The sequence below is a fragment of the Flagellimonas yonaguniensis genome (assembly GCF_029193885.1).
In the GTDB taxonomy this organism is placed as follows: domain Bacteria; phylum Bacteroidota; class Bacteroidia; order Flavobacteriales; family Flavobacteriaceae; genus Flagellimonas; species Flagellimonas yonaguniensis.
In genome coordinates this window covers 39186-56765 of record NZ_JARFVB010000009.1, presented here as the reverse complement: position 1 = coordinate 56765, position 17580 = coordinate 39186, and the positions used below count along the sequence as shown (strand labels likewise).

Here is a 17580-nt window from a genome sequence, read left to right as displayed (position 1 = left end):
ATTTATGGCAAGTACTTCTGATATAAGAAAAGGGTTGTGCATCAAGTACAATCACGATATCTACAAGATTGTAGAGTTTCTTCATGTAAAACCTGGCAAAGGACCAGCGTTTGTTCGAACCAAATTGAAAAGTGTTACTACCGGAAAGGTGATAGATAACACGTTTTCCGCAGGACATAAAATTGAGGATGTCCGTGTAGAAACACGTAGTTATCAATTCCTTTATAATGAAGGTGAGACTTATCACTTCATGAATACGGACGATTACACTCAGATTGCTTTGCAAAGGGATGCTCTTGATGCTTACGATTTGATGAAAGAAAGCGAAGTGGTTACTATTATTTTCAACGCAGAGGATAACATGCCGCTTTCTGTGGAAATGCCCGCAAGTGTTATATTAGAGGTAACCCATACCGAACCTGGTGTTAAGGGAAACACCGCTACAAATGCCACCAAACCGGCTACGGTAGAAACTGGAGCAACGATTAATGTGCCACTTTTTATCAACGAGGGCGACAAAATAAAGATCGATACGGAGAAAGCAGCCTATTTGGAACGTGCCAAAGAGTAGCCTCAGATGAAATTCCCAAAAACCTATACGTTAAAGGAAATATCGAAGATCATTGATGCCGATTTCGTGGGAGATGATGATTTTCCGGTCTTGGGCATGAACGAAATCCACGTAGTGGAAGCGGGCGACATTGTGTTTGTGGACCATCCAAAATATTATGACAAAGCCCTTCAATCCAATGCTACAGTGGTACTCATCAATAAAGAGGTGGAATGCCCGGAAGGTAAGGCGTTGCTCGTTTCTGATGATCCGTTTCGAGATTTCAATAAATTGACTCGCCATTTTAAACCTTTTGAAAGTGCTGCTTCTTCGATTGCAGAAACTGCTGAGATAGGGGAGGGAACCATAGTTCAGCCTAACGTATTTATCGGTAACCATGTGAAAATCGGTAAAAACTGCTTGATTCATCCTAACGTAACCATTTACGATGGATGTATTCTTGGCGATAATGTGATCATTCATGCAGGTACCATTTTGGGTGCCGATGCTTTTTATTACAAAAACAGACCTGAAGGATTTGATAAACTGCTTTCAGGAGGAAACGTAGTAATCGAAGATCATGTGGATATTGGAGCTGGATGCACCATTGATCGAGGGGTAACAGGTTCAACAACCATTAAGGAAGGGACCAAGTTGGACAACCAAATTCAGGTTGGGCACGATACCGTCATTGGAAAAAAATGCTTGATTGCATCCCATGTGGGCATTGCTGGTTGTTGTGTTATTGAAGATGAAGTTACGCTATGGGGGCAGGTGGGCATCACAAGTGGGGCTACAATAGGTAAAAAAGCGGTGATCTTGGCACAATCAGGTATTTCAAAATCACTTGAAGGAGGTAAAACCTATTTTGGTTATCCGGCCGAGGAAGCACGTGAAAAACTCAAACAAATCGCATACATCAAAAAGATTCCTGAAATCTTGAAAAAACTGAAAAAGATTTAAGAAATCAATAGAAAAAAACTTTAGTAAACCATATTTTTGTATCTCTACATTAAGTTAAATATATGAGCGTCTTAGTAAACAAGGATTCAAACATAATTGTACAAGGATTTACCGGTAGTGAAGGAACATTCCATGCCGAACAAATGATTGAATACGGAACCAACGTAGTTGGTGGTGTGACCCCAGGAAAAGGTGGTCAGGAACATTTGGGAAAACCAGTTTTCAACACAGTTGAAGAAGCTGTAAAAGAAGTTGGTGCCGACACCACGATTATTTTTGTTCCACCTGCATTTGCTGCGGATGCCATTATGGAAGCTGCCGATGCAGGAATCAAGGTGATCATTACCATTACCGAAGGTATTCCCGTAGCGGATATGGTAAAAGCCAACGATTACATCAAGGATATGGACTGTACATTGATTGGTCCAAACTGTCCGGGTGTAATTACTCCAGGTGAGGCAAAAGTTGGTATTATGCCAGGATTTGTCTTCAAAAAAGGAAAAGTCGGTATTGTTTCAAAATCCGGAACATTGACCTACGAAGCTGCAGACCAAGTAGTTCGTCAAGGATTGGGAATCACAACAGCCATCGGAATTGGTGGTGACCCTATCATTGGAACTACTACCAAACAAGCCGTTGAGCTGTTGATCAACGATCCAGAAACCGAATGTGTGGTTATGATTGGGGAGATTGGTGGTCAATTGGAAGCCGAAGCGGCAAAATGGTACAAAGAAAGTGGAAGTGAAAAACCAGTAGTTGGTTTTATCGCTGGTGAAACAGCACCTGCCGGTCGTACAATGGGTCATGCTGGTGCCATTGTGGGCGGAAGTGACGACACTGCACAAGCCAAGAAAAGAATCATGAAGGAATGTGGTATCCACGTGGTGGATTCTCCTGCTGAAATCGGTGCAAAAGTGAAAGAAGTGGTTGGGTAACCAACCGTTAAAACCATACTAAATCCCGTTTTATGCGGGATTTTTTTTCGTCTAAACATAAAACAACAACTATATTTGGTTAATAACCATTCAAACACAATCATGGTATGAAACTTTTGGAAGGGAAAAACGTAATTATAACTGGAGCCAGTAGGGGAATTGGTAAAGGCATTGCCGAAGTATTTGCAAAGCATGGAGCAAATGTGGCGTTTACCTACAGCTCCAGTGAAGCTCCAGCCTTGGAATTGGAAAAAGAATTGACCGAAATGGGCGTAAAAGCCAAGGCCTATAAAAGTAATGCCGCAAGTTTTGAAGAATCCGAAGCACTTGTTGCCAAGGTTTTGGAAGATTTTGATGGAAAAATCGATATCCTCATCAATAACGCAGGTATTACCAAGGATAATTTATTGATGCGAATGGGCGAAGATGATTTTGATAAAGTAATCGAAATCAACCTGAAGTCTGTCTTTAACATGACTAAAGCCGTGCAGCGCACCATGTTGAAGCAGCGCAAAGGTTCCATAATCAATATGAGCAGTGTGGTAGGTGTAAAGGGTAATGCCGGACAGACCAACTATGCGGCCTCCAAAGCAGGAATGATTGGATTTACAAAGTCAGTTGCTTTGGAATTGGGATCCAGAAACATCCGTTGCAATGCCATCGCTCCAGGTTTCATAGAAACTGAAATGACCGAGAAGTTGGACGAAAAAGTAGTTCAAGGTTGGAGAGAAGGTATTCCGTTGAAACGAGGCGGAAGTCCTGAAGATGTAGCCAATGCCTGTGTGTTCTTGGCATCTGACCTATCCGATTACGTAACAGGACAGGTATTGAATGTAGATGGTGGAATGTTAACATAGATGAATGGAGTTGAGCACGGTACTTCTTATTGTTTTAGCAGTTGCTGCCGCGCTTACCTTTGTCTTTTTTCAATACTTCTATAAAAATCCAAGAAAGGGTTCACTTAAGATGATATTGGCCGCATTAAGGTTTGTTACCTTGTTTTGCGGCCTTTTACTTTTGATAAACCCAAAGTTTGTCAACAAGGATTATTTTGTTGAAAAAGCGAACTTGATTCTGTTAGTGGATAATTCCACATCCATGCAGGATGCTTCATCCGAGGCCGAGATTTCCCAAGTTATTCAACAAATTAAACAGGATGATGCTATAAACGAACGATTTACCGTGCATCAATATGGATTTGGCAATACCATTTCCACCACTGATTCTATTCGTTTTGATCAAGGCAACACCGATGTTTCCAATGCGCTCGCTACTCTAAATGATGTTTTTGTGAATAGTAACAACGCCATTGTGCTGTTTTCGGATGGAAATCAAACCCTGGGCAGGGATTACGAATACATAACTCTGAATGAAAACTCAACAATAAACCCTGTTGTGATAGGTGACACCACACAGTATGAAGATATTTCCATTGGGCTCATCAATGTGAACAAATATGCTTTTTTACGAAATAGCTTTCCGATCGAATCCACAATTCGGTACCAAGGAAAACGACCAGTATCCAGTACAGTAACCATTTCAATTAACGGAAGTAGGGTGCATCAAGAAAGGGTAAATCTCAACGCAACAAAGAACAGTCAGATTTTGAATACATTGGTCGAGGCACAAAGTGTAGGCATCAAAACCATCAAAATCGAAGTAGGGGCCTTGGAAAACGAACGCAATACAGCCAATAATTCCAAGGAAACCGCCATTGAGGTGATCGATGAAAAAACCAATGTTGCCATCATCTCCGATATGCTGCACCCAGATATTGGTGCATTAAAAAAATCGATTGAATCCAACGAACAACGCTCAGTAACTCTTTTAAAACCAACTGCCAGTCAATCCGAATTGGAAGATATGGGGTTGCTGATTCTCTATCAGCCCAATCGTGATTTTAGGAGTGTGTATGAATTTTTAAATAATTCAGGCACAAACTATTTTACCATTACCGGAAGCAATACGGATTGGAATTTTTTAAACCAGGTTCAAGAAAGCTTTACCATTTCTGGGAGTAGACAGTCCGAGGATATTTTACCTGTTTTAAACAACACCTTCGGGTTGTTTGGGCTTGGCGATTTTGCTGTGGATGGATTTCCTCCTTTAAAGGGAACTCTTGCAGATATTCAATTAAACAAGGAAAGTGAAACATTGATGTTCCAGCAATTACAGGGCATCAACTTGGAAAAACCCTTGTTTTCGATTTTAACAGAATCAAACACTAAGGAAGCGGTACTTTTTGGAGAGGATATTTGGCGGTGGCGCGCACAGGTGTACCGAAATGAACAAAGCTTTGACACCTTTGATGAATTCATCGGAAATTTGATGGTGTATCTCGGCTCCAACAAGCAACGAAACCGTTTGGAACTGGATTATGAATTGGTTTTTGATAATGCCAGCATGGCCAAGATCAGAGTCTCTTATTTTGATGAAAGTTACCAGTTCGATGCCAATGCAAACATTTCAATCAAAATAGAAGGAAGGGAAAACGATTTTTCAAGGGTCTCCCCAATGCTATTGAAAGGCTCTTTTTATGAGGTGGACCTGAGTGACCTGGAAGCAAGGGAGTACGAATTTACCGTGACCATTCAGGATGAAAATTTGAGCCAATCGGGAACATTCAGAATTTTGGATTTTAATCCAGAAAAGCAATTGATTTCCGCCGACTATAAAAAAATGGAGCGACTGGCTTCCAAAAATAGGGGGCAGGTGTACTATATGGACAAATTAGAGGAACTACAGACCAATTTATCCTCATCACAACAGTTTTTACCAGTTCAAAAAAGCAGGGATAATGTTGTATCTTTAATAGATTTCCGTATTTTACTCGGACTCATCATTCTTTCGCTTACAGCGGAATGGTTCATCAGAAAGTATAACGGATTAATATAAATCAAAGTAAATAAAATGGATAAATTACCAAAGATTGCGTTGCCGGCTTTGGCGGCGATTATTTTCATCATCATTTTTGCATCAAGGTCAACTGTAACCATTGGTTCAGGGGAGGCCGGAGTTTTGTACAAATATTTCGGTGGAGGTGTTGTTACCGACAAACCACCGTTGGGAGAAGGCTTTCATTTAGTGGCTCCTTGGAATAAAGTCTATATTTATGAAGTTCGACAGCAAGAACGATTGGAAAAAATGAACGTGCTCTCTTCCAATGGTTTGGATATTAAGTTGGAAGCATCTGTATGGTTTCAGCCCAAATATGACGAGCTCGGGAAGTTACATCAAGAAAAGAGTGAACAATACATAGAACGCGTGCTCCTTCCCGCCATTCGGTCTGCGGCCCGTAGTGTTGTGGGTAGATATACTCCTGAGCAATTATATTCCAGTAAGCGTGATGCGATTCAACAAGAAATATTCGAGGAAACCCAAAAAATTGTGGAAGACCAGTATATCCAGTTAAATGAAGTTCTGGTAAGAGACGTGACGTTGCCACCGACAATTAAGGATGCCATTGAACGTAAACTACGACAGGAACAAGAGTCGTTGGAGTATGAATTTAGATTGGTGACTGCCGAAAAAGAAGCTGAAAAAGTTCGGATTGAAGCACAGGGTAAGGCGGATGCCAATCGTATTTTGAGTGCTTCCTTAACGGATAAGATATTACAAGACAAGGGTATAGACGCGACGTTGAAGTTGTCGGAATCCCCTAATGCCAAAGTTGTTGTAGTCGGTTCCGGGGAAAGTGGATTGCCATTAATTTTGGGAAATAACTAAATTCCCCTTTTTTGATATAAAAATATATCCTACTTTTGAAGCATCATGAGAAACAAAAACACACATCATCATTTTTATACTTGCCCTCAAGCGAGATAGAAATGTATTGTTGTTTTTAAAATATATTCTAACCCGTTTGAGAAATCAAACGGGTTTGTTTTTTGTACCCCTTTGGTTTTTCGGACAAAACGATTGAAAAATGACAAAAATTAGAATTGCTGTTCAAAAAAGTGGCCGATTAAACGAGGATTCCCTCGCCATTTTAAAAGACTGTGGTATTTCCATCGATAATGGAAAAGATCAATTAAAGGCAACCTCACGTAATTTTCCTTTGGAAGTGTTTTATCTACGAAATGGAGATATCCCACAATATTTAAGGGATGGGGTAGTGGACATTGCCATTATCGGGGAAAACGTTTTGATTGAAAAAGGAAAGGACATTTCCATTGCCGAGCGTTTGAATTTTTCCAAATGTCGTGTCTCCCTTGCCGTACCAAAGGGAGTTACCTATAATTCCATCAAGGATTTTGAAGGCAAAAAGATAGCCACTTCATACCCGAATACGGTCAAGGAATACTTGGCATCAAAAGGCGTGACGGCAGATTTGCACATTATCAACGGTTCGGTGGAAATTGCACCCAATATTGGTTTGGCTTATGGAATCTGTGACATTGTTTCAAGCGGAAGTACACTCTTCAAAAACAATTTGAAAGAAGTGGAAGTAATGTTGAAAAGTGAGGCCGTATTGGCCGTATCGCCCACCATTTCCGAGGAACGCAAAGAGTTATTGAAGAAAATCCAGTTTAGGATCAAGTCGGTATTACAAGCTCGTAATAACAAGTATGTTTTGATGAACGCACCGAATGATAAATTGGATGAGATTATCGCTATACTTCCTGGAATGCGTAGTCCCACAGTATTACCTTTGGCCGAAGAGGGGTGGAGTTCTGTGCACACTGTGATCAATCGGGAGACCTTTTGGGAAGTCATAGATGAACTAAAAGCAGCTGGTGCAGAAGGAATATTGGTTTGTCCCATTGAAAAAATGGTGCTTTAATTCGAGGGATATGGAAAGTCAGATTGTAATAAAATGGATTCCGAAGGAGCATCTAACTACTATTTTGCCTTTAGCTTTTGTGCTGAATGACAAAAAAGTCTCCATGGAAGTTCTGGAAAACCGACTATCCTCCATGATTCCCATGGGATATAAATGTATCGGAGCATACCAAAATGAAAAACTGGTAGGAATATGTGGTGTTTGGGAATTGAACAAACTCTATGCAGGTAAACACTTGGAGCCTGATAATGTTATTATTGATCCAGAGTACCAAGGTAAAAGAATTGGTGAATTAATGATGTCCTACTTGACTGATTATGCCAAACGATTTGATTGTGAAACCTTGGAAATCAATTGTTATGTAAAAAACACGAGGGGTAAAAAATTCTGGGAAAGGCAAGGCTATGAGGCGTTGGGCTTTCACATGATCAAAAAACTCAAAGCATGAAAAAGGTTTTATATCCAGATAGGAGCACATGGAATAATTTGCTGAAAAGACCAACTCAAACCGTAGCTGATATTGAGGGTATAGTGGAAAATATTTTCAACGAGGTACAAATTGAAGGAGATACGGTCATTAAAAAATACACGGCCCAATTCGATAAAGTTGAATTGGATTCACTCTTGGTAACTGATGTTGAGATTGATAAGGCCAATAATACTGTTTCTGATGCTTTGAAACAGGCCATAAACTTGGCCAAATCCAATATTGAAAAGTTTCATGAAGCTCAAAAAACATCAAAAGTGGAAGTTGAAACGCTTCCCGGAGTAGAATGTTGGCAAGAAAAACGTCCCATTCAAAAAGTGGGATTGTACATTCCCGGAGGTACAGCTCCTTTGTTTTCAACCATTTTAATGTTGGCCATTCCTGCTAAATTGGCTGGATGCAAAGAAATAATTCTATGTACTCCACCAGATAAAAACGGTAAAATCAATCCAGCTATTTTATATACGGCCCAATTGTGTGGTGTAACACAAATATTCAAAGTTGGAGGTATTCAAGCCATTGCAGGGATGACCTTTGGCACAGAAAGCATTCCGAAAGTTTACAAAATATTTGGTCCTGGCAACCAATACGTGACCGTTGCAAAGCAATTGGCCACAAAATATGGAGTGGCAATAGATATGCCGGCTGGTCCAAGTGAATTGTTAGTGGCTGCTGATGATACCGCCAATGCGGCCTTTGTTGCTTCAGATTTACTGAGTCAGGCAGAACATGGAGTGGACAGTCAGGTTATTTTGGTTTCCACTTCAGAAAAGTTGATTCAAGCTATTGAAGAGGAGATCGAAAATCAGATACAAATGTTATCCAGAGAAGAAATTGCCCGTAAATCCATTGGAAACAGCAAGCTGATATTAGTAAAAGACGACCAAGAAGCATTGGAACTCATCAACGAATATGGCCCTGAACATTTTATTGTTTGTGTAGAAAATGAAGCTTATTATCTGAAAAATATTCAGAATGCAGGTTCCGTTTTTATTGGAAACTATACACCAGAAAGTGCAGGCGACTATGCTTCTGGGACCAACCACACCCTACCTACAAACGGGTACGCCAAACAATACAGCGGCGTAAATCTGGATAGTTTCATGAAGAGCATGACCTTTCAAAAAATATCAGAAAAGGGCATCCAGGGCATTGGAACTGCCATTGAGTTAATGGCCGAGGCGGAAGGATTGCAGGCGCACAAAAATGCTGTGACCCTTAGATTAAATAGTTTGAAAAAATGAAAGGGTTTGATTTAAATAGATTGGTTAGGGAATCGGTTTATAAACTACAACCGTACTCTTCTGCACGTGACGAATATGTCTCTGATGGCTCCGAAATGATATTTTTGGACGCCAACGAAAATCCATTCGACAATGGAGTCAATCGTTACCCGGACCCTTACCAGCGAAGTTTAAAGTCGCTGTTGGCGGAGCAAAAAGGGGTGTCAGAAAACCAAATTTTACTAGGGAATGGGAGTGATGAAGTTCTTGACTTGATGTATAGGGCGTTTTGTGAACCCAACCAGGATAGCATCATCACGCTGCCGCCAACATATGGCATGTACAAGGTCCTTGCTGGAATCAACGCGGTGGAGAACAAAGAAGTATTGCTAACTTCTGATTTCGAACCCGATGTAGAAGAAATCCTAAAAATGGTTGATCCCAAATCCAAGCTACTTTTCATTTGTTCGCCAAACAATCCAACGGGAAACGCTTTCAAAAAAGAGAGAATTGAACAGTTGCTGGAAAAATTTAACGGATTGGTCGTAATTGACGAAGCGTACATCGATTTTTCAAAAGATGAAAGTTGGTTGTCACAACTCAATAGATACCCCAATTTGATTGTGACCCAGACCTTGTCCAAAGCATACGGATTGGCGGGCATCCGATTGGGTATATGCTATGCATCTAAAGAAATCATCGGTGTTTTGAATAAAATCAAACCACCATACAATGTCAACCAATTGACTCAGCAAAGAGCTTTGAAACAGGTGTTGAACCAAGATTTGGTAAATCAGGAAGTAAAACAGATTCTTGAAGAGAGAACTGATTTGATAAAAGCATTAAATGGGTTGGAATTCGTAGAAGAACTATATCCAACCGATGCCAATTTTGTATTGGTCAAGGTTGATGATGCCAACAAGCGCTACCAACAACTATTGGAAAAACAGGTTGTGGTTCGGAACCGAAGCACACAGCCGCTTTGCGAGAACACTTTGCGGTTTACCGTGGGCACGCCAGAGGAGAACAAAAAATTGATAGCCATTTTAAAAGAATTGAACTAATGGGCAAAAAAGTACTATTCATAGATCGTGATGGAACCATCATCAAGGAAACTGCGGATGAGCAAATAGATTCCTTTGAAAAAATGATTTTTTATCCAAAAGCATTCTCTTTTTTGAGGAAAATCGCCAAAGAACTGGATTACGAATTGGTCATGATCACCAACCAAGATGGGTTGGGCACCGATATTTTTCCAGAGAATACCTTTTGGCCTGTGCACAACTTCATTATCAAATCCTTTGAAAACGAAGGAGTAGTGTTCGATAATGTCTTTATCGACAGAACGTTCCCAAAAGATAATGCGGACACCCGTAAACCAGGCACAGGAATGTTGACCTCTTATTTTTCCGAGGAGTATGATTTGAAGAACTCCTTCGTAATTGGTGACCGTTTGACAGATGTGGAATTGGCCAAAAATTTAGGGGCAAAGGGAATCTTCATCAATGATAAAACTCATTTGGGCACAGGGGAAATCACTGTAAAACGTGAGGAATTGGATAATTTCATTGCTCTTGAAAGCAATGATTGGGAAAAAATTTACGAGTTCTTAAAATTGGAAAATAGAATTGCTGAGATATCCAGAAAGACGAATGAAACTGATATTCAAATCAAGATAAACCTGGATGGAACGGGTAAAAGCGAAATCAACACAGGTTTAGCTTTTTTTGACCACATGTTGGACCAATTGGCACGACACGGACAAATGGATTTGGATATAAAAGTGGATGGCGATTTGGAGGTCGACGAACATCACACCATTGAGGATACGGCTATTGCTTTGGGTGAATTATTTTCCAAAGCTTTGGGCAATAAATTGGGCATTGAACGCTATGGTTTTGCCTTGCCAATGGATGATTGCCTTGCACAAGTCGCCATTGATTTTGGAGGACGAAACTGGTTGGTCTGGGATACTGAATTCAAACGTGAAAAAGTGGGGGATATGCCTACGGAGATGTTTATGCACTTTTTTAAATCGTTTACAGATGGTGCCAAGGCCAATTTGAATATAAAAGCCGAAGGCACCAACGAACACCATAAAATTGAGGCAATTTTCAAGGCTTTTGCCAAATCCATTAAAATGGCGGTCAAAAGAGATGCCGAAAAAATGGTGCTGCCATCAACTAAAGGGATGCTTTAAATGAAAATTGTAATAATCGATTACGGAGCAGGAAACATTCAGAGTATCATGTTTGCTATAAAACGCCTAGGTTACGAAGCAGCTTTGAGTCATGATGTCGATGAAATCCGGAATGCCGATAAAGTTATTTTTCCTGGGGTTGGCGAAGCTAGCTCAGCTATGGCTAAATTAAGGGCCACAGGGTTGGACAAGGTGATTCCAACCCTGAAACAACCTGTTTTGGGTATCTGCTTGGGCATGCAGTTGATGTGTCATTCATCTGAAGAAGGTAACACGGAAGGTTTGGGCATCTTTGATTTGGATGTGGTAAAGTTCTCCAAAAAGGTCAAGGTACCGCAAATTGGGTGGAACCAGATTTCAGATTTAAAAAGTAAGCTGTTCATCAATATTCCTGAGAAATCCTATATCTATTTGGTGCACAGTTTTTATGCTCCAATTGGAAAAGAAACCATTGCATCATCTGAATATGATGTGGAATACAGTGCCGCTTTACAGAAAGATAATTTTTATGGGGTACAGTTCCACCCCGAAAAAAGTAGCGATGTAGGTAGCGATATCCTGCAAAACTTTCTAAACCTATAACATGAGAATCATTCCAGCCATAGATATTATTGACGGGAAATGTGTTCGGCTTTCCAAAGGGGATTACAATACCAAAAAAGTGTATAACCAAAATCCGTTGGAAGTTGCCAAGGAATTCGAGGCGCACGGTATTCAATATCTGCATTTGGTGGATTTGGATGGCGCTAAATCCAAGCATATTGTCAACCATAGGGTTTTGGAGACGATTGCATCCAAAACCAGTTTACAAATTGATTTTGGCGGTGGCTTAAAATCAGATGAGGATCTCCACATTGCTTTTGAAAGCGGAGCGGAGCAAATTACGGGAGGAAGTATTGCTGTAAAAGACCGAGAGACCTTTTTGGGGTGGTTATCAACTTATGGTAAGGATAAAATCATTCTAGGTGCCGATGCCAATAACGAGAGAGTAGCCGTTTCGGGTTGGCAAGAAGAATCGGATTTGGAATTGACCCCTTTTGTCCAGCACTATCAATCAGAAGGCATCCAATATGTTATTTGTACGGATATCAGCAAAGATGGTATGTTGCAAGGTCCTGCTTTTGACTTGTATCAAAAAATATTGAATCAAACTAAAAAAGGCTTAAATTTAATTGCCAGTGGTGGCATCTCCACCTTTGACGAACTCCCCAAACTTGCCGAAATTGGCTGTGAAGGCACAATCATAGGCAAAGCCATTTATGAGGGCAAAATCAGTTTAAAGCAATTGGAACATTATATTCTTGAAAATGGATAAGGAAAAAGAGCTTCAGGAAGAATTGGTTTGGAATGCAGGGTATCGCATGAACGAAAGCCTACGCATGATCAAAATTTGTTTAGATCAGTTGTCAGAAGAGCAGGTGTGGGAAAAACCGAACGAATCGAGCAATAGCATTGCCAACCTCATACTTCATCTGTGTGGAAACATTACCCAATACGGTATTGCCTCCATACAAAACTTGGAGGATGAACGCAAAAGAGATGAGGAATTTTCAACCGATTCGGGTTATACCAAGCAAGAATTGATCAATAAACTGGAAAACACCATATCCGATGCTAAAAGAGCCTTTTACGATGCTCCACTAAATGAACTTTTACGCAAACGAAATGTTCAGGGCTTCAACTTTTCCGGTGTGAGCAACATTATCCATGTTACAGAGCATTTATCCTATCATACTGGACAGATTGCACTTTGGACCAAAATTTTGCAGAATAAGGACCTTGGGTTTTATTCCGGGGTAAACTTGAATGTCAAGAACGAATAAAATGCTGACAAAAAGAATCATACCCTGTCTCGATATTAAAAATGGACGTACCGTAAAAGGTGTCAACTTTGTGGACCTTCGCGACGCGGGAGACCCCGTGGAATTGGCATCCATTTACGCCAAAGAAGGTGCTGATGAATTGGTTTTTCTTGATATTTCAGCCACCGAGGAAAAGCGAAAGACTTTGGCCGAACTGGTCTACCATGTGGCCGAGACCATCAACATACCCTTTACCGTCGGAGGAGGGATTTCGTCTGTGGAAGATGTGGACGTTCTCCTTAAAAATGGTGCCGACAAGGTTTCCATCAACTCTTCGGCAGTAAAAAGACCTGAATTGATCAATGAATTGGTGGCAAAATTCGGTTCGCAATGTATTGTTGTTGCTATTGACGCCAAACAGATTGAGGACAAATGGAAAGTCCATTTAGTAGGAGGGAAGGTTCCAACGGAGCTGGACCTTTTTGAATGGGCCAAAGAAGTGGAAGAGCGAGGAGCTGGTGAAATTTTGTTCACTTCCATGGACCACGATGGTACTAAAAATGGCTTTGCAAATAAAGCTCTGGCAGAACTATCCGATTTACTGAATATTCCGGTAATCGCATCAGGTGGCGCAGGTTCTATTTCCCATTTCAGGGATACATTTAAGGAGGGAAAAGCTGATGCAGCTTTAGCTGCCAGTGTTTTTCATTTTAAGGAAATCGAAATCAATACACTCAAAGAAGAATTAAAGGGAGAAGGAATTCCTGTAAGAATATAATAATGCAAATAGACTTCAATAAAAATTCAGACGGACTCGTGCCAGCCATTGTCCAAGATGCCACAACCAAAAATGTGTTGATGCTAGGCTACATGAACCAAGAGGCGTTTGAAAAAACCCAAGAAACCCAAAAAGTCACATTTTTTAGCCGTTCCAAACAGCGTTTATGGACCAAAGGCGAGGAAAGTGGCAACTTTTTGAACCTTGTGGATATGCAAGTGGATTGTGACAGTGATACGCTTTTGGTAAGAGTAAACCCGGTTGGACCTACCTGCCATAAAGGAACCGATACCTGCTGGGCCGAGGAAAATGTTCAAGGATATGGTTTTTTGTCCACCTTGGAAAGAGTCATCGAATCCAGAAAGAACGACCAAGAAAATCCGGACAGTTATGTAGCCTCCTTATTCCGAAAAGGCATCAATAAAATAGCCCAAAAAGTAGGGGAAGAGGCTGTGGAAACGGTAATAGAGGCCAAAGACGACAACGAGGATCTTTTCTTGAACGAGAGCGCCGATCTATTGTTCCACTACCTTATTTTGCTTCAAGCCAAGGGCTATACCTTGAACGATATTGCCCAAGTACTCGAAAAACGTCATTAAACAAATCCGTTAAGTTTTTTCTAAAGCCATAGTCGTTACAGTGAAATGCCGTAAATTTATGTAATGGCTATGAACACAAGAAAAGGGTTTCGTTTTACCAATTACGAGGCACCGGACCAAACTCCGTTCGAAAAACTCTTTGAGATTTTCCAGGAACTTATTACCCATACTTCAGGCGATGTGGAGGAGGCGCTGGATTGGCTCCGTGAATTGGACAAGGAATATGAGCTTACCGATGAGGATTACACCATTGATGATTTTATTGAAGACCTTAAAGCCAAAGGATACATCCGTGAGGAATTTGATATGGATGGAACACAGGGCGACGAGGGACAAGAAGGAGATGAGAATGGAAAAGGAGGTGGAACTCTCTCCATTACCGCCAAGTTGGAACGAATGATACGCCAACGGGCCTTGGACCAAATTTTCGGAAAGATAAAACGAAGTGGTTCCGGCAACCATAAAACAGGAAAATCTGGTAAGGGAGACGAGCATACGGGCGAATTCCGTGAATACCGCTTCGGTGATTCGTTAGAGCATATCAGCATGACGGAAAGCCTTAAAAATGCCCAAGTGAACCACGGGTTGGACAATTTTTCATTGAGCGAAGAGGATTTGGTAGTGGAAGATACCCAATACAAAGCCCAGATGAGCACGGTGCTAATGATTGATATCAGCCATAGTATGATCTTATATGGCGAGGATAGAATCACACCTGCCAAAAAAGTGGCAATGGCACTCGCCGAACTGATTACCACCCGTTATCCAAAGGATACCTTGGATATTTTGGTGTTCGGAAACGATGCTTGGCCCATTCCCATCAAGGATTTGCCCTATTTAAAGGTGGGACCATACCATACCAATACCGTAGCTGGATTGCAGCTAGCAATGGATATGCTCCGCAGAAAACGGAACACCAACAAGCAGATTTTTATGATCACGGATGGAAAACCGTCGTGTTTAAGGCTTCCGAATGGAGATTATTACAAGAATAGTGTAGGATTGGACGAATACATTGTTGAAAAATGCTACGCTATGGCCCAACAGGCCAGAAAACTTCATATTCCCATAACCACCTTTATGATTGCAGAAGACCCTTATCTGATGCAGTTTGTACGCGAATTTACCAAAGCCAACAAAGGAAAAGCCTTTTACACAGGCCTAAAAGGTTTGGGCGAAATGATTTTTGAAGATTATGAGCAAAACAGAAAAAGAAGAATAAAAGGATAACACAACGTATGAAATTGGACCATACCTACATTAGAACACTCGGCGAACTTAAATCCGCAGGATATACAAGCAAAAGCATCAAGGACGAACTCAGGGAAAATCTGTTGGAAAAAATATCCAAGGGAGAACAGGTGTTCGAGGGTGTTTGGGGTTATGAAAACTCCGTGATTCCTGAATTGGAAAGAGCTATTTTATCTCGTCACAATATTAATTTATTGGGATTGAGAGGACAGGCAAAAACACGCTTGGCCCGTTTAATGGTGGAACTGCTGGACGAATGGATGCCCATTGTTGAAGGCTCCGAAATCCATGATGACCCATTGGACCCTATTTCAAGATATGCCACAGAGCTTATTAAAGAAAAGGGAGATGACACTCCCATAACTTGGGTGCACCGGAGCGAACGTTTCTATGAAAAGTTGGCCACACCAGATGTCACTGTAGCAGATTTGATTGGAGATGTGGATCCGATCAAAGCGGCCAATCTTAAATTGTCCTACGCGGACGATCGAGTTATCCATTTTGGTATGATACCAAGGGCCAACCGTTGTATTTTTGTGATCAATGAGCTTCCTGACCTTCAAGCAAGAATTCAAGTGGCTTTGTTCAATATACTGCAAGAGGGCGATATACAAATTCGCGGGTTTAAGCTCAGGTTGCATTTGGACATCCAGTTTGTGTTTACAGCAAATCCTGAAGATTACACCAACCGAGGAAGTATTGTAACTCCATTAAAAGACAGAATCGGCTCCCAGATTTTAACCCACTATCCGGAAAGTATTGAAATTGCAAAGAAAATTACCAAGCAAGAAGCGCAACTCGACAAACGTCAGTCTGAATTTGTGTATGTACCGGAAATAGCGATGGACTTATTGGAACAAATCAGTTTTGAGGCCAGAAACAGTGATTATGTGGATGCCAAAAGTGGTGTAAGTGCCCGTATGAGCATCACGGCCTTTGAAAATTTATTGAGTACCGCCGAGCGTAGAGCCATTGTTGCTGGAAATAAAAAAACTACGGTTCGTTTGAGTGATTTTATGGGCGTAGTGCCATCTATTACAGGCAAAATTGAGTTGGTGTATGAAGGAGAACAAGAAGGCGCAGGTACAGTCGCAGAGAACCTCATTGAAGATGCCACAAAATCATTATTCCCCAATTACTTCCCAAAGATTGAAAAACTACAGCGAAAGGAGGAGGAAAACGAATACGATGAATTGGTCAGTTGGTTCTTTGATGGAGAAGGTTTTGACCTTTTGGACGATGAAAAAGAGGAGGACTACAAGTCCAAGTTGGATTCCATCGGTCCGCTCAATAATCTCATGAAAGAATATCAGCCAGAAGTTTCAAAAGAGGATTCGTATTTCCTAAAGGAACTGGTGCTTTGGGGATTGGTTGCCCATAAAAAATTGAGCAAACATCGCTTTCATCAAGGTTACCAGTTTAAGGATCTTTACGGAAGTTACATCCGAGGCCTGTAACCTATTGCCAAATATTCAGGTTGTCGTTGTAGTTTTCAAAATTGTAGATGCCAACATAACGTTTTCTCAACCAAAAAGTATAAAGCGTTAAAATGGGCAAAATACTGTATAGTACCACGGATAGGGTGGCTATTGGTTTAAAAGTCGCTGGAATTATATGCTGTCCGTACAGGTCTATTGAATTCAAAACCATAACACTGTCATATACCTTAAAGATATATACAATCATAATGGCGTAAAGTACATACTCTATATTTCGCATTTTAGGGTCTGGCAACTCATCTTCGGTAATTTTGAACCACACCACGTATAGATATAAAAAGTGGACAGAACTTAGTACTGGAAATATATAGTTATCAGCCTTTAGAAAGTAAAATTGATTGGTATAGACACCGTAAAAGCTGAGAACGATCAAGATAATCAACACAACCGAACTGGCCAGTATATTTCTTTTCCACGTAATGATCTTTGACAGGGTATTCATATTAATTTGAGAATTTGGGACTTTGATAGTTTAAAGAACGGGCTTTTGTAAAGACTATTTCAAAGAAA

General features: G+C 40.8%; 19 protein-coding genes. 18 read left to right on the top strand and 1 reads right to left on the bottom strand.

Going from position 1 to position 17580, the window contains the following annotated elements:
• Window positions 1-4: 4 nt before the first annotated feature.
• The 18 genes from efp to PY092_RS13695 all read left to right on the top strand — a co-directional run bounded on the left by efp (window position 5) and on the right by PY092_RS13695 (window position 17028).
• Window positions 5-571 carry an elongation factor P gene (gene efp, locus PY092_RS13780; RefSeq protein ID WP_275616384.1) on the top strand — a complete coding sequence of 189 codons (567 nt, stop codon included), beginning with the start codon at window positions 5-7 and terminating at the stop codon, window positions 569-571.
• Between the two features lie 6 nt (window positions 572-577).
• Window positions 578-1513, top strand: a complete 936-nt coding sequence (locus PY092_RS13775) for a UDP-3-O-(3-hydroxymyristoyl)glucosamine N-acyltransferase (protein WP_275616383.1) — start codon at window positions 578-580, stop codon at window positions 1511-1513.
• A gap of 62 nt (window positions 1514-1575) precedes the next feature.
• A complete protein-coding gene (sucD, locus tag PY092_RS13770; RefSeq protein ID WP_275616382.1) occupies window positions 1576-2448 on the top strand; it encodes a succinate--CoA ligase subunit alpha in 873 nt (290 codons plus the stop codon).
• Window positions 2449-2555: 107 nt separating this feature from the next.
• Complete coding sequence (gene fabG / locus PY092_RS13765; RefSeq protein WP_275616381.1) at window positions 2556-3305, top strand: 3-oxoacyl-[acyl-carrier-protein] reductase; 750 nt, start codon at window positions 2556-2558, stop codon at window positions 3303-3305.
• 4 nt (window positions 3306-3309) lie between these two features.
• A complete protein-coding gene (locus PY092_RS13760; RefSeq protein WP_275616380.1) occupies window positions 3310-5343 on the top strand; it encodes a vWA domain-containing protein in 2034 nt (677 codons plus the stop codon).
• Window positions 5344-5358: 15 nt separating this feature from the next.
• Window positions 5359-6174, top strand: coding sequence for a prohibitin family protein (locus tag PY092_RS13755; protein WP_275616379.1), 816 nt, complete (start codon window positions 5359-5361; stop codon window positions 6172-6174).
• Between the two features lie 199 nt (window positions 6175-6373).
• On the top strand, window positions 6374-7231 hold the full coding sequence (gene hisG, locus PY092_RS13750) for an ATP phosphoribosyltransferase (protein ID WP_275616378.1): 858 nt from the start codon (window positions 6374-6376) through the stop codon (window positions 7229-7231).
• A 10-nt stretch (window positions 7232-7241) separates the two neighbouring features.
• Window positions 7242-7679, top strand: a complete 438-nt coding sequence (locus PY092_RS13745) for a GNAT family N-acetyltransferase (RefSeq protein WP_275616377.1) — start codon at window positions 7242-7244, stop codon at window positions 7677-7679.
• A complete protein-coding gene (gene hisD / locus PY092_RS13740) occupies window positions 7676-8962 on the top strand; it encodes a histidinol dehydrogenase (protein ID WP_275616376.1) in 1287 nt (428 codons plus the stop codon). The genes PY092_RS13745 and hisD overlap by 4 nt, the downstream gene beginning before the upstream one ends.
• Window positions 8959-10005, top strand: coding sequence for a histidinol-phosphate transaminase (gene hisC, locus PY092_RS13735; RefSeq protein ID WP_275616375.1), 1047 nt, complete (start codon window positions 8959-8961; stop codon window positions 10003-10005). Before hisD ends, hisC begins: the two co-directional genes overlap by 4 nt.
• Window positions 10005-11141 carry a bifunctional histidinol-phosphatase/imidazoleglycerol-phosphate dehydratase HisB gene (hisB, locus tag PY092_RS13730; protein WP_275616374.1) on the top strand — a complete coding sequence of 379 codons (1137 nt, stop codon included), beginning with the start codon at window positions 10005-10007 and terminating at the stop codon, window positions 11139-11141. The genes hisC and hisB overlap by 1 nt, the downstream gene beginning before the upstream one ends.
• Complete coding sequence (hisH, locus tag PY092_RS13725) at window positions 11142-11723, top strand: imidazole glycerol phosphate synthase subunit HisH (protein ID WP_275616373.1); 582 nt, start codon at window positions 11142-11144, stop codon at window positions 11721-11723.
• 1 nt (window position 11724) lies between these two features.
• Window positions 11725-12456 (top strand): 1-(5-phosphoribosyl)-5-[(5-phosphoribosylamino)methylideneamino]imidazole-4-carboxamide isomerase, encoded by a 732-nt coding sequence (gene hisA, locus PY092_RS13720; protein WP_275616372.1) that lies wholly within the window; start codon window positions 11725-11727, stop codon window positions 12454-12456.
• Window positions 12449-12964, top strand: a complete 516-nt coding sequence (locus PY092_RS13715; RefSeq protein WP_275616371.1) for a DinB family protein — start codon at window positions 12449-12451, stop codon at window positions 12962-12964. The genes hisA and PY092_RS13715 overlap by 8 nt, the downstream gene beginning before the upstream one ends.
• Before the next feature lies 1 nt (window position 12965).
• Window positions 12966-13721 carry an imidazole glycerol phosphate synthase subunit HisF gene (gene hisF, locus PY092_RS13710; protein WP_275616370.1) on the top strand — a complete coding sequence of 252 codons (756 nt, stop codon included), beginning with the start codon at window positions 12966-12968 and terminating at the stop codon, window positions 13719-13721.
• A 2-nt stretch (window positions 13722-13723) separates the two neighbouring features.
• The gene (hisIE, locus tag PY092_RS13705; protein ID WP_275616369.1) at window positions 13724-14320 is read left to right on the top strand and encodes a bifunctional phosphoribosyl-AMP cyclohydrolase/phosphoribosyl-ATP diphosphatase HisIE; all 597 of its coding nucleotides are present in this window, start codon (window positions 13724-13726) and stop codon (window positions 14318-14320) included.
• A gap of 63 nt (window positions 14321-14383) precedes the next feature.
• A complete protein-coding gene (locus PY092_RS13700; RefSeq protein WP_275616368.1) occupies window positions 14384-15550 on the top strand; it encodes a vWA domain-containing protein in 1167 nt (388 codons plus the stop codon).
• An 8-nt stretch (window positions 15551-15558) separates the two neighbouring features.
• Window positions 15559-17028, top strand: coding sequence for a magnesium chelatase (locus PY092_RS13695; protein ID WP_275616367.1), 1470 nt, complete (start codon window positions 15559-15561; stop codon window positions 17026-17028).
• 1 nt (window position 17029) lies between these two features.
• On the opposite strand, the gene PY092_RS13690 is transcribed toward PY092_RS13695, so the two are convergent.
• Window positions 17030-17512: a hypothetical protein gene (locus PY092_RS13690; RefSeq protein ID WP_275616366.1), complete on the bottom strand. Its 483-nt coding sequence runs from the start codon at window positions 17510-17512 to the stop codon at window positions 17030-17032.
• Window positions 17513-17580 lie beyond the last annotated feature (68 nt).